The sequence below is a fragment of the Bradyrhizobium sp. NBAIM08 genome (assembly GCF_020193935.1).
In the GTDB taxonomy this organism is placed as follows: domain Bacteria; phylum Pseudomonadota; class Alphaproteobacteria; order Rhizobiales; family Xanthobacteraceae; genus Bradyrhizobium; species Bradyrhizobium yuanmingense.
In genome coordinates this window covers 209,235-233,252 of record NZ_JADYVR010000008.1, presented here as the reverse complement: position 1 = coordinate 233,252, position 24,018 = coordinate 209,235, and the positions used below count along the sequence as shown (strand labels likewise).

The following is a 24,018-nucleotide window of genomic DNA, read 5'->3' as shown; positions in this document are numbered from 1 at the left end:
TTTGTCGATGCTGGACCGGCTAATCGCCCTTCGCGTTAATTTTGTGCCGCGCCTGATCGCATGCTTAGCGGCTTGCCAACACCGTCCGTAAAATTTGATCTGTGGGGCTAACACGTTCCGCGCGCCGGTCGCGCCGGAAGCCCGCTGCGCGCGTTTGCGGATGACCGGAGATGGACGCGGATGCGCTTGCGTCCGGTGATCATCACGCTGCAGGAGTCCTATCAGCGCCACACCAGCAACGTGGAGCACGACCAGGACGATGACGGCATCCGAAGAATGCCTGGTCGATCGGTAACGGATCTGGTCCGCTTTAGATGAGTTCTAGTACCCGGCAACCGACATCACGACGACCGCACTGAGCGCCATCCAGCCGAAATGCCGGCCCCGCGTCGCCCATGCGTTGGCGAGGGCGGAGCAGCCGAACACGCAGGCCATGGTCGCGACGATCCAGTGACGAGCCGGCTCCGATTGCATCCACGGCGCCGCGATCAGCAGCACGCCACCGCCGATCCAGGCCACGGTCGAGGCCTGCCACACCAGCCGGATCAAGGTGCGGAGGCGCTCCGGCTCGATGCGCGCGCGGGCGAAGACCTTGGCTTCGCCGAGGTAGCCGTGAACGAGCGCAACGGCGATGGTCACGACGCCCGCACACTGGAGCAGCAGATCCCGCATCGACGCCTCCATACACTCATGTATGTTTCGATAGCGTCTGGCCAAGCGCTTGTCAATACACTAGTGTATGGTGCGCTTCCGGGAAACGACATGAACCAACAGCTCTCCGCTGACGATTGGACTGGCCAGGGCCTCAAGGCCCTGGCCAAGAGCGGCTTCACGGCCTTGAAGGCCGAGCCGCTCGCCAAGGCCATGGGCGTGTCGCGCGGCAGCTTCTATTGGCATTTCGCCGATCTCGCCGCGTTTCACGCCGCGGTGCTGAGGCGCTGGCGCGAGATCGCGGCCGAGCGGATCATCGCCGACGTCGAAGCCGCCGGCGACGAGCCGGTCAAGATGCTGCTGCGGAGATCCTTCGGCGCGCGGCTCGACCTCGAACGCGCGGTGCGCAATTGGGCGGCGTTCGATGCGAGCGCGCAAGGGGCGGTGCGTGCCATCGATCGCCGCAGGCTCGATTATATCGAGGAGCTGCTGCAAAAGCGGGGACTCGCCCCGGCAACGGCGCAGGCCCGCGCGCAGATCCTGTACTGGACATTTCTCGGTTTCGCCCTGTCAGGCCCGTCAATCCCGGCCGCGCGGCTGCGGACCATGCTCGACGAGCTCCTGGCGATGGTCTCCGCCTAAAGCGCGATGGCGGGCGCGAATTTCTATGCTAAAGGCAAGCAAGTGCCGGAGACTTCCATGAACGCGCCCACCGAACGTCCCGAAGCCAGCGTCGATCCAAAATTGCTGGAGATCCTGGTCTGCCCGCTGACAAAGGGCCCGCTGGAATTCGATGCTGAGCGGCAGGAGCTGATCTCGCGCAGCGCCAAGCTCGCTTATCCCATTCGCGACGGCATCCCGATCATGCTGCCGGAAGAGGCGCGCAAGATCGATTGATAACAGCGAGTGGGGAGTGGCGAATGGCGAATGGGTCCACTCGCCACTCGATACTCACCATTCGCCCTTACAACGCCTCGCCCTTCAACAGCCGCGGCACCTCGCCGGTGAGGCCTGCGGCCTGGCGGATGAAGAGGTTCTTCAGCGGCGGGGCGCGGTCGACGAGGCCGAGGCCGATGTCGCGCACCGTGCGCAACAGCGTCGACTGGTTGGAGAACAGGAAGTTCAGCGAGTTGGTGGCGACGCCCATCGCCATGGTGTCGAACCGGCGCCAGCGCTGGTAGCGTTCGAGCACGTCCGCCCCGCCGATATCCAGGCCGAGCCGCGCGGCATCGACCACCACTTCCGCCAGCGCAGCGACGTCCTTCAGGCCCATGTTGAGGCCCTGGCCCGCGATGGGGTGGATGACATGGGCAGCGTCGCCGACCAGCGCGAGGCGCTCGGCGATGAAGGACCGCGCGACGAAATAAGACAGCGGAAACGCCCGCGGCTTGTCGAGCACCTTGACCTCGCCGAGATGCAGGCCGAAGCGCTGCTCGAGCTCGGCGTGGAATTCCTCGTCGCTGAGGGCGATGATGCGCGCGGCCTCAGTGCGGCGCTCGGTCCACACCAGCGAGGAGCGTTTGCCGGTGAGCGGCAGGATCGCGAACGGGCCGGCCGGCAGGAAGTGTTCCTCGGCGCGGCCCTCGTGATCGCGCTCGTGGCCGACGGTGACGACGATGCCGGACTGATCGTACTCCCAGCCATGAGTGACGATGCCGGCGCGCTCGCGCAGCTTCGACCGCGCGCCATCGGCGGCGACCAAGAGGCCCGCCGCGATCACGCTGCCGTCGCCGAGCGTCACCTCGATGCCGTCGGTGCGCGCATCGTAGGAGGCGACCGGGGTGGCGCGAAGATCGATGCCCTCGGCCTCGGCGCGCACCACCAGCGCGTCGATCAGGCGGCGGTTCTCGATCATATGCGCGAAGGGCTCGCCCGGCGCGACGTCGCCGGCGAAGTTCAGGAACACTGGGCGGGTGGCGTCCTCGAGCTTGGAATCGGTGACGACCATGTCGAGGATCGGCTGGGCCTCGCCCCGGACGTCGTCCCAGGCGCCGATCGTCTCGAACAGGCGGCGGCAGGCGGCGACGATCGCGGTGGCGCGGGGGTCGCGGCTCGGCCGCGTGCCGAGCGCGGGATCGGCGACGATGATTGGGATCTCGGGCCCGAGCCCCTGGCGTAGCGCCAAGGCCAGCGCAAGGCCGGCAAACGCGCCGCCACCGATGACAATGCTACCCTGTACCGACATACCAAAGCTTCCCGGACAATTCTCGGTCTTGCTAGCAGACTTGAGCTGGGCGAAACAGTGCGGTGAAACGAGGACCGCTAGCCCTTCGTTCCGTCATTCCGGGGCGCGCAACGCGCGTACCCGGAATCCGGAGGTTTATCAGCTCGAGATTTTCGGGTTCGCACCGCGTGCGCCCCGGAATGAGGCATCACTGGAAAGCACCATCATGTCCAAAGGACTGATCGACCTCATCGGGATCCTCGACCTCGAGCAGCTCGAGGTGAACCTGTTCCGCGGCAACAGCCCGAAGACGAGCTGGCAGCGGGTGTTCGGCGGCCAGGTGATCGGGCAGGCGATGGTCGCGGCCTGCCGCACCGTGGAGGGCCGGCTGCCGCATTCGCTGCATTGCTATTTCATCCTGCCGGGCGATCCGCAGATCCCGATCATCTATCAGGTCGAGCGCCTGCGCGACGGCAAGAGCTACTCGACCCGCCGCGTCACCGCGATCCAGCACGGCAACGCGATCTTCTCGATCATGGTGTCGTTCCACGCCGAGGAGGAGACTGCGTTCGACCACCAGGACAAGATGCCGGACGTGCCGCCGCCGGAAAAGCTCACGGCGGAGGAGGTGGCGAAGCAGCCGATGTTCAAGGAGATGCCGGACTTCATCCGCCGCTACTACGAATCCGATCGGCCGATCGAGCTGCGCCCGGTCGAGCTCGGCCGTTATTTCGGCCAGAAGATCGACGACGGCCGCATCCACGTCTGGATCAAGACCGCCGCCAAGCTGCCCGACGATCCGGCGCTGCACATGTGCGCGCTCGCTTACGCCTCGGACTTCTCGCTGCTCGACGCGATCATGGCGCGCTATGGCCGCACGCTGTTCGACAAACGCATGATGCCGGCGAGTCTCGACCACGCGATGTGGTTCCATCGCCCGTTCCGCGCCGACGAATGGCTGCTCTACGCGCAGGATTCGCCGAGCGCGCAATCGGGCCGGGGGCTGACCCGCGGCTCGATCTTCAAGCCGGACGGCACGCTGGTCGCCTCCGTCGCGCAGGAAGGCTCGGTGCGCGAACGGAAGGCCTGATCGCTTCAAGCAGCGCCTGAAGCGTTCGGATCATGCCCCGAGCGAGCCGCGCGGCGCGAGCTCGGTCTGCGAGGCGAACCAGTTCATGATCCAGCGGTACACCCACGGGATCGGGATGATGAAGCACATCAGGATGGCGGCCACGATGCCGCGCCAGAGGATATCGAGGCCGCTGCCCTTGAAGACGATCTCGCGCCGGGTGCCCTCGACGTTGCGGCAGAACCAGCGCATCTGGGCCGCGGCCACCCAGGCCCAGCCGATGATGGTGATGATGGAAATCGCAAACAACAGATTCCAGCCGATATAGGCCCAGACCGAACCGGTGAAGCTGAGGCCCAGCGGCTGCTCGTTGGAGGCGAGGTTCGCGACCATCCATTTGATCAGGAGCCAGTAGAGCACGATCTGCACGATGAACAGCAGATTGCTCAATATCTCGCTGCCGACGAAGCCGAGCGCGATGGCGAGAACGATGAAGCCGAAATACCACGGCACCAATGTCATCGCATTGCCGGTGAAGCTGAGGTTCGGCCGCCCAGGGACCTTCACGCAGGAGACGATCCATCTGGTGTACCAGACGAAGGCCCAGGGCGCCGGGATGACGAAGATCATTCCGATCAGCAGGACGATGCTGCGCCAGGTGAATTCGAGGATGCTGAAATCGACCGAGAGCGATCCACCGCTTGCATAGCCGGCAGCGCCGCCATAGCCACCTCCGCCCGTCGGGACCATCGGCGGCGCACCGCCGCCGATCAGGCCGGGAATTTCGGCGGCCTTCTGCCAGCCGGCCATGCCCTCGGTCCAGACCAAGGTGTCCGGACGCACGACGCCCTGGGCAACGAGGTCGCGGAATTGCCCTTCCGGAAAGGGCCCCTGCTGCTTACCCTCGGATGCGTAGAACCAACTCGCCATGGAACGTCCCCCTCGAACTTAGGTATGTACCGGCCGGGACGCTTCGGTTCACGCCTGGGTTCACCGCATCCATGCCAAAAATGCATTGTGAATGATGAACAGCTGCCCTGTACAGAGGCGGCCGTTCACATGATCGCCCTTGGCCAAACGTTTTTCCGCTTCAATCTGCAACTTTTTTGTGCCATTTGCCCGGAAAGATGCCAGATTGACGCAGCGCCGGGGACATACGGCGCGGCGCATCCCGGGGAATAGGCCTGACCATGAAACTCGTCGTCGCGATCATCAAACCCTTCAAGCTCGATGAGGTCCGCCAGGCCCTAACGGCGATCGGCGTGCACGGCATGACCGTGACCGAGGTGAAAGGCTATGGCCGGCAGAAGGGCCACACCGAGATCTATCGCGGCGCCGAATATGTCGTGAACTTCCTGCCGAAGCTGCGCATCGAGATCGCGGTCGCTTCCGACGTCGCCGACAAGGCGGTCGCCGTGATCACCGCGACGGCGCGCACCGGCCAGATCGGCGACGGCAAGATCTTCGTCACGCCGATCGACCACGCGCTGCGCATCCGCACCGGCGAGACCGACAGCGACGCGCTTTAACACAAATTATTCTTCGATCGCACCGGGCAACGACGCCACAGCGTGCGACGCCAATTGATGCCGGGGGGAACGATATGGCGGGATTGTCGCGCCGCGCAGCTGCAATGGCTGCGCCAATCGGATTTGTGTCCGCCATGGCTTCGCCGGCGCGCGCGGCGGCAAACGAGATCAGCACCGCCGACACCGCCTGGATGATCGTCGCGACAGCGCTGGTGCTGATGATGACGATCCCGGGGCTTGCGCTGTTCTACTCCGGCATGGTGCGCAAGAAGAACGTGCTCGCCACCATGGCGCAGAGCCTGGCCGCGGTAACGCTGATCTCCATTCTCTGGGTGGCGTTCGGCTACTCGCTGTGCTTCGTCGGCGACGGCCCCTGGATTGGCACGCTCGATCGCTGGTTTCTCGCCGGCATGACCATGGACAGCGTCAACCCGGCGGCGAAGACGATTCCGGAATCGCTGTTCATGCTGTACCAGATGACGTTTGCCATCATCACGGTGGCGCTGGTCGCCGGCTCGGTCGCCGACCGCATGCGGTTCTCCGCCTATCTCCTGTTCTCGGTCGCCTGGTTCATCTTCGTCTACATTCCGCTGGCGCATTGGGTGTGGGGCGGCGGCTTCCTCGCCAGCATGGGCGTGCTCGATTTCGCCGGCGGTCTCGTCGTGCATCTGTCGGCCGGCACCGGCGGCCTCGTTGCAGCCAAGGTGATGGGACGCCGTCACGGCTACGGCACCGAGAATCTCTCGCCGTTCGATCTGTCGCTCGCAGTGATGGGCACCGGCCTGTTGTGGGTCGGCTGGTTCGGCTTCAACGGCGGCTCGGCACTCGGAGCGAACTCACGCGCGGTGATGGCGATCATCGCGACCCATCTGGCCGCCTGCGCGGGCGCGCTGACCTGGGGCGCGATCGAATGGGCGACGCGGCGCAAGCCCTCGGTGCTCGGCATGATCTCCGGCGCGGTCGCAGGTCTCGGCACCATCACGCCGGCCTCGGGCTTCGTCGCGCCATGGCACGGCATCGTCATCGGCATCATTGCCGGTGCACTCTGCTACTGGGCCTGTACCTGGCTGAAGCACCGCTTCGACTACGACGATTCGCTCGACGTCTTCGGCGTCCACGGCATCGGCGGCCTGACCGGCACCCTGCTCGGCGGCGTGTTCGCCACCAGCGCCATCGGCGGCACCGCCGGCCTGCTGGAGGGCAATCCGCAGCAGCTCCTGATCCAGTTCTATGGGGTCGCCGTGACCTTCGTCTGGTCGGCGGGCGTCAGCTTCATCCTGCTCAAGCTGGTCGGCCTGTTCGTGCCCTTGCGCGTATCCCGTGAGCACGAGCTCGAGGGTCTGGATATTTCGCAGCACGGTGAAGCCCTGCAATAGGTCCCGACGCTACGTAAATACCGCCTCGCTGCCCGACACGTGAGCAACATTGTGTCGGGAGCCTGTCTTGCCCTTATTTTCAGCAGGCGTGACCACGTTTTGAGCGCGACGTAATAGCGCACTGCATCGCAGCACCCGCCAAAGGCGAAAACCCCCGTCTTCATAGTCCGTTAGGCAATCCGCCTGATCTGGCACGGCATTTGATTCTAGGGGTCCGGCTGTGCCCGCGTAGTGAAACTTCTCCCTCGTGGCGAACCAGTCGAGAACGCCCGGCCACGTCCGGACCGGGCCCAAGCGGGGATAGGACCCATGAAAATTGTTATGGCGATCATCAAGCCATTCAAGCTTGAAGAAGTCCGTGACGCCCTGACCGCCATCGGCGTTCACGGTCTCACGGTGACGGAAGTCAAGGGGTATGGCCGCCAGAAGGGCCATACGGAAATCTATCGCGGCGCCGAATATGCCGTGAGCTTCCTGCCCAAGATCAAGATCGAGGTCGCTGTCGCCTCCGACCAGGTCGACAAGACCATCGATGCCATCACGTCCGCGGCGAAAACCGGACAGATCGGCGACGGCAAGATCTTCGTCATCAACCTCGACCACGCGGTGCGTATCCGCACCGGCGAGGCCGATGCCGCGGCCCTCTGATTTCGCGCTCAACCTTATCCAAGCAGGAGTAAACAATATGACGTTCAAGCGTCCCTATGGCGCGGGACTGGCGGCTCTCGCAGTCGGCCTGTTCGCTGCGACCGCAGCCTACGCCGAGCCAACGGTCAACAAGGGAGACAACGCCTGGATGATGACATCGACAGTGCTGGTGCTGTTGATGACGATCCCCGGCCTCGCGCTGTTCTACGGCGGTCTGGTTCGTTCCAAGAACATGCTCTCGGTCCTGATGCAGGTGTTCTACACCGTCTGCGTCGTCTGCGTGATCTGGGCCGTATACGGCTACAGCCTCACCTTCACCGGCGGCTCCGACTTCATTGGCGGCTTCTCCAAGGCCTTCATGATGGGCGTCACCACTGATACGAAGGCGGCGACCTTCTCGGTCGACGCCAACATCTCGGAGCTGATCTACGTCTGCTTCCAGATGACCTTCGCGGCGATCACGCCCGCCCTCATCGTCGGCGCCTTCGCCGAGCGCATGAAGTTCGCGGCGATCGCGCTGTTCGTTCCGCTCTGGGTGACGCTGGTCTATTTCCCGATCGCGCACATGGTCTGGTACTGGCAGGGTCCGGACCTGATCCAGGATGCGGCCAAGGCGCTGGCAGCCGCCACTGACGCGGCGGCGAAGACCGCGGCGCAGGCCAAGCTCGACGAGCTCAACGCCGACGCCGGCTGGATCTTCAAGATGGGCGCGATCGACTTCGCGGGCGGCACCGTGGTGCACATCAACGCCGGTATCGCGGGCCTGGTCGGCGCTCTCCTGATCGGCAAGCGCGTCGGTTACGGCAAGGAGCTGATGGCCCCGCACTCGCTGACCATGTCGATGATCGGCGCCTCGCTGCTCTGGGTCGGCTGGTTCGGCTTCAATGCCGGCTCCAATCTCGAGGCCAGCGGCGGCGCTGCGCTCGCCATGACCAACTCCTTCGTCGCCACCGCAGCCGCCGCGCTGTCGTGGATGTTCGCGGAGTGGATCATCAAGGGTCATCCCTCCGTGCTCGGCGTGATCTCAGGCGCCGTCGCGGGCCTCGTGGCCGTCACGCCCGCCGCCGGCTTCTCCGGCGTCATGGGAGCGATCGTCCTCGGCCTCGTGGTCGGCGTGGTCTGCCTGTTCTTCTGCACCGTGGTGAAGAACGCGCTCGGCTACGACGACTCGCTCGACGTGTTCGGCGTGCACTGCATCGGCGGCATCGTCGGCGCCATCGGCACCGGCATTCTGGTCAACCCCGCGCTCGGCGGCGCCGGCATCATCGACTATTCGGCGATCCCGCCGAAGGTCGCCGATTACGACTTCGCCACGCAGATGCTCGCCCAGATCAAGGCCGTCTGCACCACGCTGGTGTGGTCGGGCGTCGGCTCGGCGATCCTCTTCAAGGTTGTCGATGTGATCGTCGGCCTCCGCGCCAATGTCGAGAGCGAGCGTGAAGGCCTCGACATCACCGAGCACACCGAGCGCGCCTACAACATGTGACCCTCTCCTCCCGGGCGCGGTCTCTTCGGGGACCGCGTCCACAACTACGGTTCGGGCACATACCCGGCAATGCCCTGACCGTTGAGGGGCTCCAGCGCAAGCTGGAGCCCCTTTCTTTTGATCGCTCCGCCTGCAGGCGCCTCCGGGGGAGGGGGGACCGTCCATGCACGCCGCTGTCTCCGGCCCCATTATTCCCGCTCTGGACGCGGGCGGCGGCCGATGGTTAATCGCGTCTTAACCTCGCCCTATCTATGGTGAACTGAACCGCTTCCCGCCGGCGCCTTTGGTAGCGACCGGCCGTTCCAAGAGTACTGGCGCCCAACGAATGGCTCTGACCGCTTCATCCCGTGCGCCGCAGGGCGGTAATGGCTCCGATTCCGAACGCTCGCCCTTCGTCCGGCTGAACGAGCTGCTGGCCCCGCATCAGCCGGGCAAGCCCTTGATTTCGCTTGCGGTCGGTGAGCCCCAGCATCCCGTACCCGACTTTGTCGGCCCGGTGCTGGCCAAGCACATCGCCGATTTCGGCCGTTATCCCGCGAACAAGGGTACCGATCCGTTCCGCAACGCCGCCGGGGCCTGGCTGTCGACGCGCTTCAAGCTGCCGCGGCCGCTCGACCCCGAGAGCGAGATTCTCGTCCTCAATGGCAGCCGCGAGGGGCTGTTCCTCGCCGCGATCGCGGCCGCGCGCTATGTCGGCCCGCGTCCGGGCAAGCCCGCGATCCTGATGCCAAACCCGTTCTATCCGGTCTACGGCGCGGGCGCGCTTGCGGCCGCTTGCGAGCCGGTCCATCTGCCGACCACGGTCGAGAACGGCTTCCTGCCCGACCTCGACGCCATCGACGAAGCGACCCTGGCGCGCACGGTGGCGTTCTACTTGGCTTCGCCCGCCAATCCGCAGGGCTCGGTCGCGAGGCCCGGCTATTTCAAACGCTTGAAGCAGCTCGCCGACCGCTACGGCTTCGTGATCCTCAGCGACGAATGTTATTCCGAGATCTACACCCGCGAGGCACCCGGCAGCGCGCTGGAATGCGCCGGCCCCGACTTCACGCGCGTGGTTGCGTTCCAGTCACTGTCGAAGCGCTCCAACCTGCCGGGCCTGCGCGTCGGCTTTGCCGCCGGCGACAAGAGGTTCATCGGCATGTTCCTCGAGCTGCGCAACATCGCCGCGCCCCAGGTGCCGGTGCCGCTGCAGCATGTCGCGACGGTCGCCTATGGCGACGAGGCGCATGTCGAGGAGAATCGGCGGCTGTACCGGATCAAGTTCGACCTCGCCGACCAGATCATCGGCAATCGTTACGGCTATCGCCGCCCCGATGCCGGCTTCTGCGTCTGGCTCAACACCTCCGAGATCGGCGACGACGTGTCGGTGACGCTCAAGCTGTTCAAGGAAGCCGGCGTGCGCGTGGTGCCCGGCAGCTTCCTGGCGCGACAGCAGCCTGACGGATTCAATCCCGGCGCAGGCTATATCCGCCTCGCACTGGTGCAGGACGGCGAGACCACGGCGCAGGCGCTGCACCGGCTGGTCGAGACTCTGGGTTAGGCGGGGCCCGTGAGCATGTCGGCAATCGAACGCGTCATTCCTCTGGTCGGCCATCTGCCGCCCTCGATCCGCGAGGGGCTGGCGCGGCGCATGCGCGAGCTCGCCGGCCTCGGCCTGATCGCGCTGGCGGGCATCGCCGCGGCGGCGCTGATGACGTGGTCGGTGCAGGATCCCAGTCTCAGCCACGCGACCTCGCGGCCGATCCGCAACATCCTCGGCTATGCCGGCGCGATCGGCGCCGATCTCGCCATGCAGATCCTGGGGCTCGGCGCGATCATGCTGGTCCTGACCGCTGCGGTCTGGGGCTGGCGTATGATGACGCATCGGCCGTTCGACCGCGAGGCGCTGCGGCTCGGCTCCTGGATTCTCTGCACGGTGATCGCGGCAGGCTTCGTCAGTTGCTTTCAGCATGGCGGGGCCTGGCCGCTGCCGACCGGCCTCGGCGGTGTGGTCGGCGATGCGCTGGTGCGCGCGCCCGCGGTGATCTTCGGGCCGGCCGGTACGATCTATCGCATCGTGCTGGGCACGATCCTGTTCGCCGCGATGACAGCGACCTTCCTGATCGCCTGCGGCCTCGGCGCGCGCGAGCAAGACGACGAGATCGCTGAGGTCGCCGATGACGACAAGCCGCTCGACGAAGACGAGGAGAGCGATCGGGGTTCGGTCTCGCTGGGCTGGCTGTTCCATGCATTGATGAGCGCCAAGGCGCGGCTGATCTGGCTGTGTGGTGCCGCCTACCGCTCGCTGGTCTCGAGCGGACCGAAGACCAAGGCCGCCCAGTTCAGCCGGCAGGAGCCGAATCTCGGCGGCGGCCGCTCGGCGCCGTCGATCTCGCCGCAGTCTCAAGACGAGGACTACGAGGACGAGCACGAAGACGAATTGGAGGACGAGGAGGAGGAAGAGGAGGAGCCCGCCGCGCGCGCCCCGAAGAAAAAAGCCGCGCCGAAGCCCGCTTCCAAGAAATCCTCCGACAAGTTCGACCTCCCGTCCGTCTCCATGCTGGCCGCACCAAAGGCCGGCGATCGCCAGCCGCTCAGCAAGGCCGAGCTGGAGAACAATTCCCGTTCGCTCGAAGGCGTGCTGCAGGATTTCGGCGTGCGCGGCGAGATCGTGAAGGCCAATCCCGGTCCGGTCGTTACGCTGTACGAGCTGGAGCCGGCGCCCGGCATCAAGTCCTCGCGCGTGATCGGCCTTGCCGACGACATCGCCCGCTCGATGAGCGCGCTGTCGGCACGCGTCGCCGTCGTGCCCGGCCGCAACGCGATCGGCATCGAGCTGCCGAACGCGCATCGCGAGAAAGTGTATTTGCGCGAATTGCTGGTGGCGAAGGAGGCGACCGACACGGTGGCGAAGCTGCCGCTCTGCCTCGGCAAGACCATCGGCGGCGACCCCGTCATCATCGACCTCGCGCGCACCCCGCACATGCTGATCGCCGGTACCACCGGCTCGGGCAAGTCGGTCGCGATCAACACCATGATCCTCAGCCTGGTCTACCGGCTGCGGCCGGACCAGTGCCGCCTGATCATGGTCGATCCGAAGATGCTCGAGCTCTCCGTCTATGACGGCATTCCCCATCTGCTCACGCCTGTTGTGACCGACCCGAAGAAGGCGGTGGTCGCGCTGAAATGGGCCGTGCGCGAGATGGAAGAGCGCTACAAGAACATGGCCAAGCTCGGTGTGCGCAACATCGACGGTTACAACACGCGCCTGCTCGAATTGAAGGCCAAGGGCGAGGAGCCGACGCGCACGGTGCATACCGGCTTCGACAAGGAGACCGGCAAGGCGATCTACGAGGAAGAGAAGCTCTCGCTCGATCCGCTGCCCTACATCGTCATCATCGTCGACGAAATGGCCGACCTGATGATGGTCGCCGGCAAGGACATCGAAGGCGCGGTGCAGCGTCTGGCGCAGATGGCGCGCGCCGCCGGCCTGCACGTGATCCTGGCGACGCAGCGTCCGTCGGTCGACGTCATCACCGGCACCATCAAGGCGAACTTCCCGACCCGTATCGCCTTCCAGGTCACGTCCAAGATCGACAGCCGCACCATTCTCGGCGAGATGGGCGCCGAGCAGCTGCTCGGCCAGGGCGACATGCTCTACATGGCGGGCGGCGGCCGCATCAGCCGCGTGCACGGACCGTTCGCCTCCGACGAGGAAGTCGAGAAGGTGGTGCGTCACCTCAAGACCCAGGGACAGCCGGAATATCTCGAAGCCGTCACCGCCGAAGAGCCGACCGAGGACGAGGACGGTGCCGTGTTCGACGCCACCGGCATGGGCGGCGATGGCGGCGGCGATCTCTTCCAGCAGGCGGTCGCGATCGTCAAACGCGATCGCAAGGCCTCGACCAGCTACATCCAGCGCCGCCTGCAAATCGGCTACAACCGCGCCGCATCGCTGATGGAGCGCATGGAACTGGAGGGCATCGTCGGTCCCGCCAACCATGCCGGCAAGCGCGAGATTCTGGTCGAGGAAGAAGACAGCCATATGTGAGGCGAGGAGCCTCTGAGCAACATTTCACGCAAATTCGATATCTGCTTTTGCCCGAAATCACGGTAAAAGGGCGCCCAGCCACACAGGACGACGCGTTGATCAGACATCCGGACATTCGATTCGCTGCCACCATCGCCGCGCGAAGCGCGCGCATGGCCGGCGTGCTTCTCGTCACCGCCGCGATGGTGACCGCTGCGTCTTTCGCGCAGACCGTGCCGGTGCCGAAGCCCGCGCCGAAGGGGCGTGACGGCGGCGCGACCGCCGGTGGGCCGGCCGTCACCGGCGCGACGCAGGCGCCGCCCAATCCGGTGATCCCGGATCCGCGGCGCAACGTTCCGAGCAGCATCTTCCAGACCTTCGACGCCAACCAGAAAGCGCAGGCGGCCAAGGTCAGCGCCTATCTGTCGTCGCTGCAGACGTTGGTCGGGAATTTCGTCCAGGTCGGTCCCGACGGCAGCAAGACGCAGGGCGACTTCTACATCCAGAAACCCGGCAAGGTACGCTTCGAATATGATGCGCCGAGCCCGATCGACATCGTCGCCGACGGATCCTCGCTCGTGGTGCGCGACCGCAAGCTCGCGACCCAGGACGTCTACCCGCTGTCGCAGACGCCGCTGCGCTTTCTATTGTCCGACCGCATCGACCTGATGAGGGACACCAATGTCGTTGGCGTCTCGGCCGACGACGTCTTCGTCAGCGTCACCATCGAGGAGAAGCAGGCCCTGGTCGGCACCAGCCGCTTGCTGCTGATGTTCGGCGCCAAGGACGGCCAGCTCAAGCAGTGGACCGTCACCGATCCGCAGGGCTACGACACGACGATTGCGGTGTACAATCTGGACTCGAGCAAGAAGCTCGACCCCAACATGTTCAAGATCGATTTCACCAATTACAACACGCCGTCGCGGGGTTGAGCGCTCCGCTGCCGTAGGGTGGGCAAAGGCGCTCTTGCGCCGTGCCCACCACCTCTCCTCACGGCCATCACGGTGGGCACGCTTCGCTTCGCCCACCCTACGAGAGCTCGCTGTGGACAAGCATTTTCCCCACGCCAATCCATGCTAAGACGCATTTCCTATGCGTCTTTCCCTGACAACCTGGAACATCAATTCGGTGCGGCTACGCATCGACCTGGTCGCGAAATTTCTCAAGAGCGCGCGGCCAGAAGTGCTGTGCCTGCAGGAGACCAAGTGCATCGACGATGCTTTTCCGCTGAAGCGCTTCAAGCGGCTCGGCTACGAGCACGTCGCGCTGAACGGTCAGAAGGGCTATCACGGCGTCGCCATCATCTCGAAGATCCCGTTCGAATCGAAGGACATCCGCACCTTCTGCGACAAGGTGGATTCGCGCCACATCTCGGTGTCGTTCGGTGAAAAGGCGGGCATCGCAAAACCACTGGTGCTGCATAATTTCTACGTGCCCGCGGGCGGCGACATTCCCGATCCCGCGCTGAACGAGAAATTCGACCACAAGCTCCGCTTCCTCGACGAGATGAAAGCGTGCGAGCCGCTGCATCCGCGCGGTGAGGACCGCCACATCCTGGTCGGCGATCTCAACGTCGCCCCGCACGAGAACGACGTGTGGTCGCACAAGCAGCTGCTGAAAGTGGTCTCGCACACGCCTGTCGAAACGGAGAAGCTGAAGGCGGCGCTCGCGGCCGGCGAATGGGTCGACGTCGCGCGCGAGCGCATCCCGATGTCGGAGAAGGTCTATACGTGGTGGAGCTACCGCTCCGCCGACTGGACCATCGGCGATCGCGGCCGCAGGCTCGACCACATCTGGGTCTCGCGCGCGCTGAAGGATGCAGTCAGCGATTTCAGGATTCTGCGCGATGCGCGCAGCTGGGAGCGGCCATCGGACCACGTGCCTGTGACGGTGACGCTGGAGGTGTGAGCCGCCCTCGTCATTCCGGGGCGCGCCACTTGGCGCGAGCCCGGAATCCATTCATCAACTGACTCTGCCGCTCAATGGATTCTCAGGTGCGCAATTGCGCACCATAGTTCGCGACTTCGTCGCGCCCCGGAATGACGAGTGGAGAGAGCTACGACGTCAGCTTCGCACCCGCCATCAAAATATCGCTGGCGATCTGGCTGGAGCGCACCGCGAACTCGTCGCGCAGGCGCACCGCCGCAGCGGGATCGCTTTCGAGCACGCGCTGGAACAGGCTGCGGGCGACGCGGATGACGGAGGAATGCTCCAGCGCGACCGCGCTCGACGGCCGCTTCATCGGCACCACCAGCGCGAGCTCGCCGATCAACGCGCCGGGACCGGCGATCATTTCGGCGCCGGCGCCGTCTTCAACCCGGAAGGCGCCGCGCTGGACCACGAAGCCGGCGTCGGCGTCGTCGCCGAGATTGAACAGCACGTCGCCGCGGACGAAATCACGCTGCTCCGAGCCGATCGCCAGCATGCGCAACGAGGCGTCTCCCAACAGGCGCAGTGTCGGGACACGCTCGAGAAGCGCTACATCATCGTCGATTGACATTCAGGTCCGAGGCTCGAAGGCGTGCGATCTAAAACGATTCGCACGCCATCGAAGCGTATCACGGCACCAGCTTGTAGCCACCGGCTTCCGTCACCAGGATCTCCGGGTTGGCGGCGTCCTTCTCGATCTTCTGGCGGAGGCGGTAGATGTGGGTTTCCAGCGTGTGCGTGGTGACGCCGGAATTATAGCCCCAAACCTCCTGGAGCAGGGTCTCGCGCGACACCGGCATCTGGCCGGCCCGGTAGAGGAAGCGGAGAATTGCGGTTTCCTTCTCGGTGAGGCGGACCTTGCGGGCATTGGCCGCGGTGAGCATCTTCGAGCCGGGACGGAAGGAGTAGGGTCCGACCGAGAACACCGCGTCCTCGCTGGCTTCATGCTGACGGAGCTGGGCGCGGATGCGCGCCAGCAGCACCGCGAAACGGAAGGGCTTTGCCACATAGTCGTTGGCGCCGGATTCCAGGCCCAGGATCGTGTCGGAATCGGTGTCGTGCCCGGTCAGCATGATGATCGGGGCCTTGAAGCCGCCCTTCCGCAGCGAGCGGACAACCTCGCGGCCGTCGGTGTCGGGCAGGCCGACATCCATCAGAACCAGATCGGGGGAATTGGCCTTCGCGGCGCTGGCGCCCTTGGCGCCGGTATCGACCGCAGAGGCTTCGAATTCTTCGTGTAGCGATAATTGCTCCACCAACGTGTCGCGCAGATCGGTATCGTCATCCACGATCAGGATCTTGCGGGCATTGGCCATGGGGGGTCATCCTTTTGGGGTCCGGCTCGGCGGCACATCCATGCCGCACCCAGCCGCGAGGGGAAGTTTAAGGTCGCCGTGATTATTGTTGTTCGTGTTGAAGTAGTGGGCTGTTACCGATTCACAAGCCAGAAGCACTCTAACTCAGAATAGCAGGACGTTTTGATGAATGTCCTGTAATGAATTCGACATTGCACGTTCACATGAAAAACAAAGCAGCTTCAGTCGGTTACATCAGGAATCGAGGCCCCGGGCCGCTCTCGGCGATCCGCGTTAAGCCTGCTGCCGGCAACCCGCGCCGAGGCTGGCTGACGGCGGGAGCGCTGACCATTCCGGTTGCGCTGGGGCGAGGCGGCATTCTCGCCAACAAGCGCGAGGGCGATGGCGGCACCCCCAGAGGCAGCTTCCGGCCCAGGCAATTGTGGTGGCGGGGCGACCGGCACAGCCGTCCCCGGACGTTCCTGCCGGCCCGGATGATCACCGGCGTGGACGCCTGGTGCGAGGATCCGCGGGACCGCCGTTACAACCAGAGCATCCGGCTCGGCGAGGGGCAGGGCGGCGACCGGCTCCGGCGCGCCGACCATCTCTACGACTTCATCATCGAGATCGACCACAACACCCGACCCCGCATCGCCGGCCGCGGCAGCGCGGTGTTCCTGCACCTTGCACGCGACAATTTCGGCCCGACCGCCGGCTGCGTCTCCATGACGAAATCCGCCATGCTGCAATTGCTGCGGCGCCTGGGCCCGCGCACAAAGATCATCATCGGGTGAGGCACACCGCCGTCATTGCGAGGAGCCCTTGCGACAATATTGACAGCGTTCGGGCGGCATCGGCCCTCGCCAACGGCAACTAACGATGACCGAAGATCGCGCTGCCGACGCGCACATGGGTGGCGCCGAGCATGATCGCGGTCGCGAAATCGGCGCTCATGCCCATCGAGAGATTCGTCAAGCCATTGCGCGCGGCGATCTTGGCCGTGAGCGCAAAGTGGGCGGCGGGCGGCTCGTCGACCGGCGGGATGCACATCAATCCGGAGATCGTCAGCCCGTAGGTGTCGCGGCAGCTTGCAATGAAGGCATCGGCCTCGCCCGGGGCAATCCCGGCCTTCTGCGGCTCCTCGCCGGTGTTGATCTGGACGAACAGCTGCGGGTGCCTGTTCTGGGATTCGATTTCCTTGGCTAACGCTTGGCAAATGCTCGGACGGTCGACCGAATGGATGGCGTCGAACAGCGCAACCGCCTCTTTCGCCTTGTTGGATTGCAGCGGCCCGATCAGATGCAGCGCGATATCGGGGTAAGCAGACGTTAACGCCGGCCACTTGGCTTTGGCCTCCTGCACCCGATTCTCGCCAAATACGCGCTGTCCTGCGGCGATAACCGGGATAATTGCATCCGCCGCGAACGTCTTGGACACGGCGATCAGCGTGACCGAGGCGCGGTCACGCTGCGCGTCCCTGCAGGCGCGTGCAATTTCGGCTTCGACCGCGGCGAGCGCGTTTGGTGAATGGCCGGTGACCGGCGCGACGTTGGCTTCCGTCATGACGTCTCTTGGTTGTGACCTTAAGCCCGAGTTAGGTCCAATTTTACCGAGTTCAAGAAACAGTTTTTGAACCCTTCGCTTTACCTTAGCCCGCGGGGTGGGTAGCGAAAATGGCAAGCGTCAGTCTCAACCGCAAGCGCGCGAAACTCAAGCAGGTTCTCGGTATCCGGGCGCGGCTTGCGTTGCTCGCGGTGATTCTTGTGACGCCCTTGATGATCGAGCGCATCCGTTCCCTCGAAGACACGCGCGCGCGGCAAGTTGCGCAGGCCGCGGCTGAATTCACCACGGTGGCGAGGCACAGCGCCGATGCGCAGCGCCAGGTGATCTCGTCAGTCGAGACCATTCTGAAATCGGAGGCCTTCATCCGCGCCTCCGCCGGCGGCATCAGCAAGAGCTGCGACGTGCTGCGCGCGAGCCTGCCGTCGAGCCTGCCCTGGATCCGCACGCTTCTGATCGCCGGCCAGGACGGCCGCATCCAATGCGCCACCAACAACATGTATGTCGGCCTCGATCTCAGCGACCGACCGTACTTCCAGCAGGCCCAGGAAACCGGCCGCTTCGTGCTGAGCGACTTCATCATGTCGCGACCGGTACCGTCGCCAACGGTGATGGCGGTCTATCCGGTCTCCGCCTTCAGCGGTGTGGCCGATGCCGTCGTGCTCGCCACCGTCAATCTCGACTGGATGTCGAAGGTCATGAACAATCTGGGCGGTCGCGCCGGCATCACTGCGGTGCTGGTCGACAGCGCGGGCACCGTGCTGGCGGCCCCGGCCGATCAGCACAGCGCGGTCGGCCGTCCGCTCGACAACATGCCGCTGATGTCCGCGATCGCCGACAAGGCGCTGCGCTCCGATCAGGATGAGGGTTCGCTGTCCTTCCTCGCCGCCGACGGCTCCCGCCGCGCGGTCAGCTATATCCGCATCGCCGGCACCAATGCCCGCCTGATCGCCAGCATCGACGAAGACAAGGTATCCGCAGCGGTCAGCCGCGACATCCGCACCGCCTATCTGCAGCTCGCCTTCGTGCTCATGTTCGTCCTGCTCGGCGCGCTGATCGCCGCCGAAAAGCTCGTGATCAAGCCGATCGAGATGCTCGCCGACATGGCCAAGCGGCTCGGCGAGGGCGACCTGTCGGCGCGCGCCGCGCGCAATCGCCTGCCCGCCGAGTTCGTGCCGCTGGCCCGCGCGTTCAACGCGATGGCCGCGCAGCTGAGCCAGCGCGAGCGCGAGCTGATCGCAAGCAACGACCGCCTGACGGTGATGGCTTCGATCGACATGCTGTCCGGTCTCGCCAACCGCCGCGGCTTCCAGAGCCGGCTGGATTTCGAATGGATGCGCGCGCAGCAATATGGCAGCGAGCTGGCGCTTCTGATGATCGACGTCGACCATTTCAAGCTGTTCAACGACACCTACGGCCATCTCGAAGGCGATTCCTGCCTGACGCGGCTCGGCGAATCACTGTCCGGCATCGCCGCCGACACGATGGGCTTCGCGGCCCGCTACGGCGGCGAGGAGTTCTGCCTGCTGCTGCCGAACACCGACGTGACGCGCGCCGTCGCGATCGGCGAGCAGGTGCGTTCGGCCGTGCTGAGGCTCTGCCTGCCTCACATCACCTCGAACCACATGATCGTCACGGTCTCGATCGGCGTCGCCGCGACCAAGCCGAGCGAATCCTTGCGTCCCGGCGACCTGATCGAAGCCGCCGACGCCGCGCTCTACGCCGCCAAGCATCGTGGCCGCAACAATGTCGTCGAGCACGGCGTGCAGGCGATCGCGACCGGCACGGCCGAGATGATGATGGTGGCGAGCGCCTAAAGCGCTGGTCATCACCTCTCCCTGCTTGCGGGGAGAGTGAGCATACCGTCGCTGGCCGCTAGCCCGCAGCGCCGGCGCGATCGAGCTCGATCTCCGTCACCACACGATTGCGGCCGCCGCCCTTGGCGAGATAGAGCGCACGGTCGCAGCGTTCGATCAGATCCGTGATCGCCTCGCCGGCCCGGTATTGCGCCACGCCGATCGACACGCTGATGCCGGGCAGGGTCTCGCCGGTCGAACGACGCGTGAGCGTGCAATCTGCGATCGCGCGCCTGATCCGTTCGGCGATCTCGGCGCAAGCGGCCAGGTCGGCGTCCGGCAGCACCGCGATCAGCTCCTCGCCGCCATAGCGGGCCGGCAGATCTTGCGCGCGAACCTTCTCGCGCAGGACCTTGGCCATCAGGCGCAGCACCTGGTCGCCGACACCGTGGCCGAAATTGTCGTTGAACGACTTGAAGTGGTCGATGTCGAGCATCAGCACGCTGAGCGGCTCGCCCCATTCCGCCGTCGTCTGCGCCTTGCGCAGGAATTCGTCGAGGGCCCGCCGGTTCGCCAGCCCGGTCAGCGTGTCGGTCCGGGCGCGCTGCTCGGACCGCGACAGCGAATCGCGGATCACGTCGAGTTCGCGGGTCTTTTCCGCAAAGCCTGCCTCCAGCCGCGTCGCCCGCGTGGCCGCCCGCGCCAGCTCGTTCATGAGCTGGGCAACCAGCAGCTTTGGATCGACGCCGGCCTTGCCCTGGTCAGCCACCTGGCTGATGACCTGCATTTGCGAATGATTGTCGGCGATCGCCGTCGTCAGAAACTCCTTCGCCGTCCCCATCAGCGCCTGCAGCCGCTCGGAGGTGTCGACCACGGCGGCACTCACCTGGGGCGCGACGTAGGTCTCGAACAGATCCTGATTGGTTTGGGCGTCGAAGGGACGATTGTGGTCGATCAGGAGATCGATCGCGTTGCGCAGATCGTCATGGCTGCCCGCGAAATACTGGAACCAGACGGCAAAGTTGGCCGGGGTCGGTGCAATCCGCTGTTCGGCCATGCTCCGCATCGCCCGCCCGGCGACGGACGCGGCATAGTCGTGATCGGGATCGTCGAAGCTGGAATCCATGTGCGGTAACGCGACCTTGTCGGGCTGCAACTTGGCATCGACGCCTTAATCACACCCCAACGCGGACCTCGTAGTTATGCGGAGGGGTTGTCAAAGTTCCAAAACGCGGCAACCCATTGACCCCTTAAGGTCTTCTATGGCCTAGTCCGCCGTCTTGAGACGGCCGAACCACGAAAACCCAACGATTCCATGACCTCCGAACGCTATAACGCCCGCGACGCCGAACCGCGCTGGCAACGCCTCTGGGACGAGCAGGCGATCTTCGTCTCCAAGAACGACGATCCGCGGCCGAAATATTACGTGCTCGAGATGTTCCCCTACCCGTCCGGGCGCATCCATATCGGCCATGTCCGGAATTACACGCTCGGCGACGTGCTGGCCCGCTTCATGCGCGCCAAGGGGTTCAACGTGCTGCATCCGATGGGCTGGGACGCCTTCGGCCTGCCGGCCGAGAACGCCGCGATCGAGCGCAAGGTGGCGCCGAAGGCCTGGACCTACGACAACATCGCCGCGATGAAGAAGCAGCTCCGCTCGATCGGGCTGTCGCTGGACTGGTCCAGGGAGATCGCGACCTGCGACCCCTCCTACTACAAGCACCAGCAGAAGATGTTCCTGGATTTCCTGCGCGCAGGGCTTGCCGAGCGCGAGAAGCGCAAGGTGAACTGGGACCCCGTCGACATGACCGTGCTCGCCAACGAGCAGGTGATCGACGGCCGCGGCTGGCGCTCGGGCGCCGTTGTCGAGCAGCGCGAGATGAACCAGTGGGTCTTCAAGATCACGAAGTACTCGCAGGAGCTGCTGTCGGCGCTCGACGGGCTGGACCGCTGGCCCGACAAGGTGCGGCTGATGCAGCGCAACTGGATCGGTCGTTCGGAAGGCCTGTTGATCCGCTTCGCGCTGGATGCGGCGACGACGCCGGCCGGCGAGAGCGAGCTGAAGATCTTCACGACGCGGCCGGATACGCTGTTCGGCGCCAAGTTCATGGCGATCTCGGCGGATCATCCGCTGGCGCAGGCCGCCGCCGCAAAGAACCTTGAGCTTGCGGAGTTCATCGCAGAGATCAAGAAGATCGGCACCGCGCAGGAGATCATCGACACCGCGGAGAAGCAGGGTTTCGACACCGGCATCCGCGCCGTGCATCCGTTCGATCCGTCCTGGAAGCTGCCGGTCTATGTCGCCAATTTCGTGCTGATGGAATACGGCACCGGCGCCATCTTCGGCTGCCCGGCGCACGATCAGCGCGACCTCGACTTCGTCAACAAGTACGCTCTCGGCAACACGCCCGTCGTATGCCCGGAAGGCCAGGACCCGAAGAGCTTCGTCATCACCGACACCGCTTATGACGGCGACGGCCGCATGATCAATTCGCGCTTCCTCGACGGCATGACCATCGAGCAGGCGAAGGAAGAGGTGGCGAAGCGGCTCGAGACGGAGCTGCGCGGCAACGCGCCGGTCGGCGAGCGCCAGGTGAATTTCCGTCTGCGCGACTGGGGCATTTCGCGCCAGCGCTATTGGGGCTGCCCGATTCCCGTCATTCACTGTCCGAAATGCGACGTGGTGCCGGTGCCGGATGCCGACCTGCCCGTGAAGCTGCCGGACGATGCGACCTTCGACAAGCCGGGCAACGCACTCGATCATCATCCGAGCTGGAAGCACGTCACCTGCCCGCAATGCGGCGGCAAGGCTCAACGCGAAACCGACACCATGGACACGTTCGTGGACTCGTCCTGGTACTTTGCGCGCTTCACCGATCCCTGGAACGAGGCTTCGCCGACCACGCCTGCGGTCGCCAACCGGATGCTGCCGGTCGACCAATATATCGGCGGCGTCGAGCACGCGATCCTGCATCTGCTCTACAGCCGCTTCTTCACCCGCGCGATGAAAGCGACCGGGCATATCGCGCTGGACGAGCCGTTCGCCGGCATGTTCACGCAAGGCATGGTGGTGCACGAGACCTACCAGAAGGCCGACGGCAGCTATGTGCAGCCGGCCGAGGTGAAGGTCGAGGTCGGCGGCAACGGACGCCGCGCCACGCTGCTGACGACGGGCGAAGACATCGCGATCGGCCCGATCGAGAAGATGTCCAAGTCGAAGAAGAACACGGTCGACCCCGACGACATCATCGAGACCTATGGCGCCGACGTCGCCCGCTGGTTCATGCTGTCGGACTCCCCGCCCGACCGCGACGTGATCTGGAGCGACGAGCGCGTCCAGGGTGCCTCGCGCTTCGTGCAGCGGCTGTGGCGGCTGGTGAACGATGCCGCCACCCTCGGCAAGGCTGCGCCGGCAGCCCGGCCGGCCAGCTTCGGCCCGGACGCCACCGCCTTGCGCAAGGCCGCCCACGGCGCGCTGGACAAGGTCACCGCCGGCATCGAGCGGCTGCACTTCAACGTTTGCCTCGCCCATATCCGCGAATTCACCAATGCCTTCTCGGAGGTGCTCCAGCGCCCCGGCCAGCCTGCCCCGGACCTCGCTCCAGATTTGGCTTGGGCGATCCAGGAGGCCAGCCAGATCCTGGTCCAGCTGTTCTCGCCGATGATGCCGCATCTGGCCGAGGAGTGCTGGCAGGTTCTGGACCAAAAGGGGCTGGTTTCGGAGGCCGATTGGCCGCAAATCGAACGCGATTTGCTGGTTGAAGACAGCGTGACCCTGGTGGTGCAGGTCAACGGCAAGAAGCGGGGTGAGGTCACAGTTGCAACAGCGGCCCAAAATCCGGAAATCGAGGCTGCCGTTTTGGCCCTCGATGCGGTAAAGCTGGCCCTGGACGGCAAGCCCGTCCGCAAGGTGATCATTGTCCCCAAGAGGATCGTGAATGTTGTCGGCTAGGATCCGTATCGCAGCCCGCTTGCTGGCAGTTGCCGCACTGGCGGCGCTGACGGCCGGCTGCTTCCAGCCGATGTATGCCGAGCGCAGCGACGGCACCCCGGGCCTGCGCGAGAAGCTGATGGGGGTCGAGCTGCCCCCGATCAACAAGCCCAATGCCTCCCGCGAGGCCCGCGTCGGCGTCGAAATCCGCAACGCGCTGGCCTTCAAGCTTTACGGCACGGCGACGGGCATGCCGCCGACCCACCGGCTCGACATCCGCTTCACCACCAGCCGTTCCTCCCTGATCGTCAGCTCCGCGACGGGATTGCCGACCAGCGAAAATCTCGGCATCGACGCCCAGTACAATCTGGTCGAAGTCGTAACCGGCAAGTCTGTGATGACCGGCTCGACCTTCTCGCGCGTGTCCTATGACATGCCGGGGTCCTATCAGCGCTTCTCGCGCACCCGCGCCGTGCGCGATGCCGAAGACCGGGCCGCCAACGAGATCGCCGAGAACATCACCACCCGGCTCGCCTCGTTCTTCACCGCGGGAACGTAATACGCTTCCGTCATTC

General features: G+C 65.0%; 22 protein-coding genes. 15 read left to right on the top strand and 7 right to left on the bottom strand.

Annotated elements, in window-relative coordinates:
* Positions 1-321: 321 nt before the first annotated feature.
* Positions 322-672: a hypothetical protein gene (locus I6F37_RS26540; protein WP_036003036.1), complete on the bottom strand. Its 351-nt coding sequence runs from the start codon at positions 670-672 to the stop codon at positions 322-324.
* 90 nt (positions 673-762) lie between these two features.
* Between I6F37_RS26540 and I6F37_RS26535 the strand changes: the two genes are divergently transcribed.
* Entirely contained in the window at positions 763-1,293 is a 531-nt protein-coding gene (locus tag I6F37_RS26535; protein WP_225127953.1) for a TetR/AcrR family transcriptional regulator, read from the top strand.
* 57 nt (positions 1,294-1,350) lie between these two features.
* Positions 1,351-1,548 (top strand): Trm112 family protein, encoded by a 198-nt coding sequence (locus I6F37_RS26530; protein ID WP_036003042.1) that lies wholly within the window; start codon positions 1,351-1,353, stop codon positions 1,546-1,548.
* Positions 1,549-1,615: 67 nt separating this feature from the next.
* On the opposite strand, the gene I6F37_RS26525 is transcribed toward I6F37_RS26530, so the two are convergent.
* Positions 1,616-2,836, bottom strand: coding sequence for a ubiquinone biosynthesis hydroxylase (locus I6F37_RS26525; RefSeq protein ID WP_225127955.1), 1,221 nt, complete (start codon positions 2,834-2,836; stop codon positions 1,616-1,618).
* 205 nt (positions 2,837-3,041) lie between these two features.
* On the opposite strand from I6F37_RS26525, the gene tesB reads away from it, so the two are divergent.
* Positions 3,042-3,905, top strand: coding sequence for an acyl-CoA thioesterase II (gene tesB / locus I6F37_RS26520; RefSeq protein ID WP_036003028.1), 864 nt, complete (start codon positions 3,042-3,044; stop codon positions 3,903-3,905).
* Positions 3,906-3,935: 30 nt separating this feature from the next.
* Here tesB and I6F37_RS26515 read toward each other — a convergent pair whose 3' ends face one another.
* Entirely contained in the window at positions 3,936-4,814 is an 879-nt protein-coding gene (locus I6F37_RS26515; RefSeq protein ID WP_225127957.1) for a DUF4339 domain-containing protein, read from the bottom strand.
* 260 nt (positions 4,815-5,074) lie between these two features.
* Between I6F37_RS26515 and I6F37_RS26510 the strand changes: the two genes are divergently transcribed.
* The 8 genes from I6F37_RS26510 to I6F37_RS26475 all read left to right on the top strand — a co-directional run bounded on the left by I6F37_RS26510 (position 5,075) and on the right by I6F37_RS26475 (position 14,840).
* Positions 5,075-5,413 carry a P-II family nitrogen regulator gene (locus I6F37_RS26510; protein ID WP_008142802.1) on the top strand — a complete coding sequence of 113 codons (339 nt, stop codon included), beginning with the start codon at positions 5,075-5,077 and terminating at the stop codon, positions 5,411-5,413.
* Positions 5,414-5,487: 74 nt separating this feature from the next.
* On the top strand, positions 5,488-6,789 hold the full coding sequence (locus I6F37_RS26505; RefSeq protein ID WP_225153134.1) for an ammonium transporter: 1,302 nt from the start codon (positions 5,488-5,490) through the stop codon (positions 6,787-6,789).
* 309 nt (positions 6,790-7,098) lie between these two features.
* The gene (locus I6F37_RS26500) at positions 7,099-7,437 is read left to right on the top strand and encodes a P-II family nitrogen regulator (RefSeq protein ID WP_008142813.1); all 339 of its coding nucleotides are present in this window, start codon (positions 7,099-7,101) and stop codon (positions 7,435-7,437) included.
* A gap of 37 nt (positions 7,438-7,474) precedes the next feature.
* A complete protein-coding gene (locus tag I6F37_RS26495; protein WP_225127959.1) occupies positions 7,475-8,923 on the top strand; it encodes an ammonium transporter in 1,449 nt (482 codons plus the stop codon).
* A gap of 325 nt (positions 8,924-9,248) precedes the next feature.
* Positions 9,249-10,463 carry an aminotransferase class I/II-fold pyridoxal phosphate-dependent enzyme gene (locus I6F37_RS26490; RefSeq protein ID WP_109141975.1) on the top strand — a complete coding sequence of 405 codons (1,215 nt, stop codon included), beginning with the start codon at positions 9,249-9,251 and terminating at the stop codon, positions 10,461-10,463.
* A gap of 9 nt (positions 10,464-10,472) precedes the next feature.
* Positions 10,473-12,953, top strand: a complete 2,481-nt coding sequence (locus tag I6F37_RS26485; protein WP_225127960.1) for a DNA translocase FtsK — start codon at positions 10,473-10,475, stop codon at positions 12,951-12,953.
* Positions 12,954-13,105: 152 nt separating this feature from the next.
* On the top strand, positions 13,106-13,864 hold the full coding sequence (locus I6F37_RS26480; RefSeq protein WP_036003066.1) for an outer membrane lipoprotein carrier protein LolA: 759 nt from the start codon (positions 13,106-13,108) through the stop codon (positions 13,862-13,864).
* Positions 13,865-14,024: 160 nt separating this feature from the next.
* Positions 14,025-14,840: an exodeoxyribonuclease III gene (locus I6F37_RS26475; RefSeq protein WP_036003067.1), complete on the top strand. Its 816-nt coding sequence runs from the start codon at positions 14,025-14,027 to the stop codon at positions 14,838-14,840.
* A gap of 148 nt (positions 14,841-14,988) precedes the next feature.
* Here the strand turns inward: I6F37_RS26475 and I6F37_RS26470 are convergent, their stop codons facing one another.
* Complete coding sequence (locus I6F37_RS26470) at positions 14,989-15,432, bottom strand: Crp/Fnr family transcriptional regulator (RefSeq protein WP_025033074.1); 444 nt, start codon at positions 15,430-15,432, stop codon at positions 14,989-14,991.
* 58 nt (positions 15,433-15,490) lie between these two features.
* Positions 15,491-16,177, bottom strand: a complete 687-nt coding sequence (locus tag I6F37_RS26465) for a response regulator transcription factor (RefSeq protein WP_008142830.1) — start codon at positions 16,175-16,177, stop codon at positions 15,491-15,493.
* A 203-nt stretch (positions 16,178-16,380) separates the two neighbouring features.
* Between I6F37_RS26465 and I6F37_RS26460 the strand changes: the two genes are divergently transcribed.
* Entirely contained in the window at positions 16,381-16,950 is a 570-nt protein-coding gene (locus I6F37_RS26460) for a L,D-transpeptidase (protein ID WP_036003068.1), read from the top strand.
* A gap of 79 nt (positions 16,951-17,029) precedes the next feature.
* Here the strand turns inward: I6F37_RS26460 and I6F37_RS26455 are convergent, their stop codons facing one another.
* Entirely contained in the window at positions 17,030-17,719 is a 690-nt protein-coding gene (locus I6F37_RS26455; protein ID WP_036003069.1) for a YggS family pyridoxal phosphate-dependent enzyme, read from the bottom strand.
* Positions 17,720-17,829: 110 nt separating this feature from the next.
* On the opposite strand from I6F37_RS26455, the gene I6F37_RS26450 reads away from it, so the two are divergent.
* Positions 17,830-19,533: a diguanylate cyclase gene (locus I6F37_RS26450; RefSeq protein WP_036003074.1), complete on the top strand. Its 1,704-nt coding sequence runs from the start codon at positions 17,830-17,832 to the stop codon at positions 19,531-19,533.
* Positions 19,534-19,591: 58 nt separating this feature from the next.
* On the opposite strand, the gene I6F37_RS26445 is transcribed toward I6F37_RS26450, so the two are convergent.
* Positions 19,592-20,569: a GGDEF domain-containing protein gene (locus tag I6F37_RS26445; RefSeq protein ID WP_225153174.1), complete on the bottom strand. Its 978-nt coding sequence runs from the start codon at positions 20,567-20,569 to the stop codon at positions 19,592-19,594.
* 258 nt (positions 20,570-20,827) lie between these two features.
* Between I6F37_RS26445 and leuS the strand changes: the two genes are divergently transcribed.
* The gene (gene leuS, locus I6F37_RS26440; RefSeq protein ID WP_225153132.1) at positions 20,828-23,464 is read left to right on the top strand and encodes a leucine--tRNA ligase; all 2,637 of its coding nucleotides are present in this window, start codon (positions 20,828-20,830) and stop codon (positions 23,462-23,464) included.
* On the top strand, positions 23,451-24,002 hold the full coding sequence (lptE, locus tag I6F37_RS26435; RefSeq protein WP_225127968.1) for an LPS assembly lipoprotein LptE: 552 nt from the start codon (positions 23,451-23,453) through the stop codon (positions 24,000-24,002). The genes leuS and lptE overlap by 14 nt, the downstream gene beginning before the upstream one ends.
* Positions 24,003-24,018 lie beyond the last annotated feature (16 nt).

Bases quoted from the DNA above. Each gene is read 5' to 3' on its own strand.
- I6F37_RS26540 (WP_036003036.1), bottom strand. From the start codon at position 672: ATGCGGGATCTGCTGCTCCAGTGTGCGGGCGTCGTGACCATCGCCGTT.
- I6F37_RS26535 (WP_225127953.1), top strand. From the start codon at position 763: ATGAACCAACAGCTCTCCGCTGACGATTGGACTGGCCAGGGCCTCAAG.
- I6F37_RS26530 (WP_036003042.1), top strand. From the start codon at position 1,351: ATGAACGCGCCCACCGAACGTCCCGAAGCCAGCGTCGATCCAAAATTG.
- I6F37_RS26525 (WP_225127955.1), bottom strand. From the start codon at position 2,836: ATGTCGGTACAGGGTAGCATTGTCATCGGTGGCGGCGCGTTTGCCGGC.
- tesB (WP_036003028.1), top strand. From the start codon at position 3,042: ATGTCCAAAGGACTGATCGACCTCATCGGGATCCTCGACCTCGAGCAG.
- I6F37_RS26515 (WP_225127957.1), bottom strand. From the start codon at position 4,814: ATGGCGAGTTGGTTCTACGCATCCGAGGGTAAGCAGCAGGGGCCCTTT.
- I6F37_RS26510 (WP_008142802.1), top strand. From the start codon at position 5,075: ATGAAACTCGTCGTCGCGATCATCAAACCCTTCAAGCTCGATGAGGTC.
- I6F37_RS26505 (WP_225153134.1), top strand. From the start codon at position 5,488: ATGGCGGGATTGTCGCGCCGCGCAGCTGCAATGGCTGCGCCAATCGGA.
- I6F37_RS26500 (WP_008142813.1), top strand. From the start codon at position 7,099: ATGAAAATTGTTATGGCGATCATCAAGCCATTCAAGCTTGAAGAAGTC.
- I6F37_RS26495 (WP_225127959.1), top strand. From the start codon at position 7,475: ATGACGTTCAAGCGTCCCTATGGCGCGGGACTGGCGGCTCTCGCAGTC.
- I6F37_RS26490 (WP_109141975.1), top strand. From the start codon at position 9,249: ATGGCTCTGACCGCTTCATCCCGTGCGCCGCAGGGCGGTAATGGCTCC.
- I6F37_RS26480 (WP_036003066.1), top strand. From the start codon at position 13,106: ATGGCCGGCGTGCTTCTCGTCACCGCCGCGATGGTGACCGCTGCGTCT.
- I6F37_RS26475 (WP_036003067.1), top strand. From the start codon at position 14,025: ATGCGTCTTTCCCTGACAACCTGGAACATCAATTCGGTGCGGCTACGC.
- I6F37_RS26470 (WP_025033074.1), bottom strand. From the start codon at position 15,432: ATGTCAATCGACGATGATGTAGCGCTTCTCGAGCGTGTCCCGACACTG.
- I6F37_RS26465 (WP_008142830.1), bottom strand. From the start codon at position 16,177: ATGGCCAATGCCCGCAAGATCCTGATCGTGGATGACGATACCGATCTG.
- I6F37_RS26460 (WP_036003068.1), top strand. From the start codon at position 16,381: ATGAAAAACAAAGCAGCTTCAGTCGGTTACATCAGGAATCGAGGCCCC.
- I6F37_RS26455 (WP_036003069.1), bottom strand. From the start codon at position 17,719: ATGACGGAAGCCAACGTCGCGCCGGTCACCGGCCATTCACCAAACGCG.
- I6F37_RS26450 (WP_036003074.1), top strand. From the start codon at position 17,830: ATGGCAAGCGTCAGTCTCAACCGCAAGCGCGCGAAACTCAAGCAGGTT.
- I6F37_RS26445 (WP_225153174.1), bottom strand. From the start codon at position 20,569: ATGGCCGAACAGCGGATTGCACCGACCCCGGCCAACTTTGCCGTCTGG.
- leuS (WP_225153132.1), top strand. From the start codon at position 20,828: ATGACCTCCGAACGCTATAACGCCCGCGACGCCGAACCGCGCTGGCAA.
- lptE (WP_225127968.1), top strand. From the start codon at position 23,451: ATGTTGTCGGCTAGGATCCGTATCGCAGCCCGCTTGCTGGCAGTTGCC.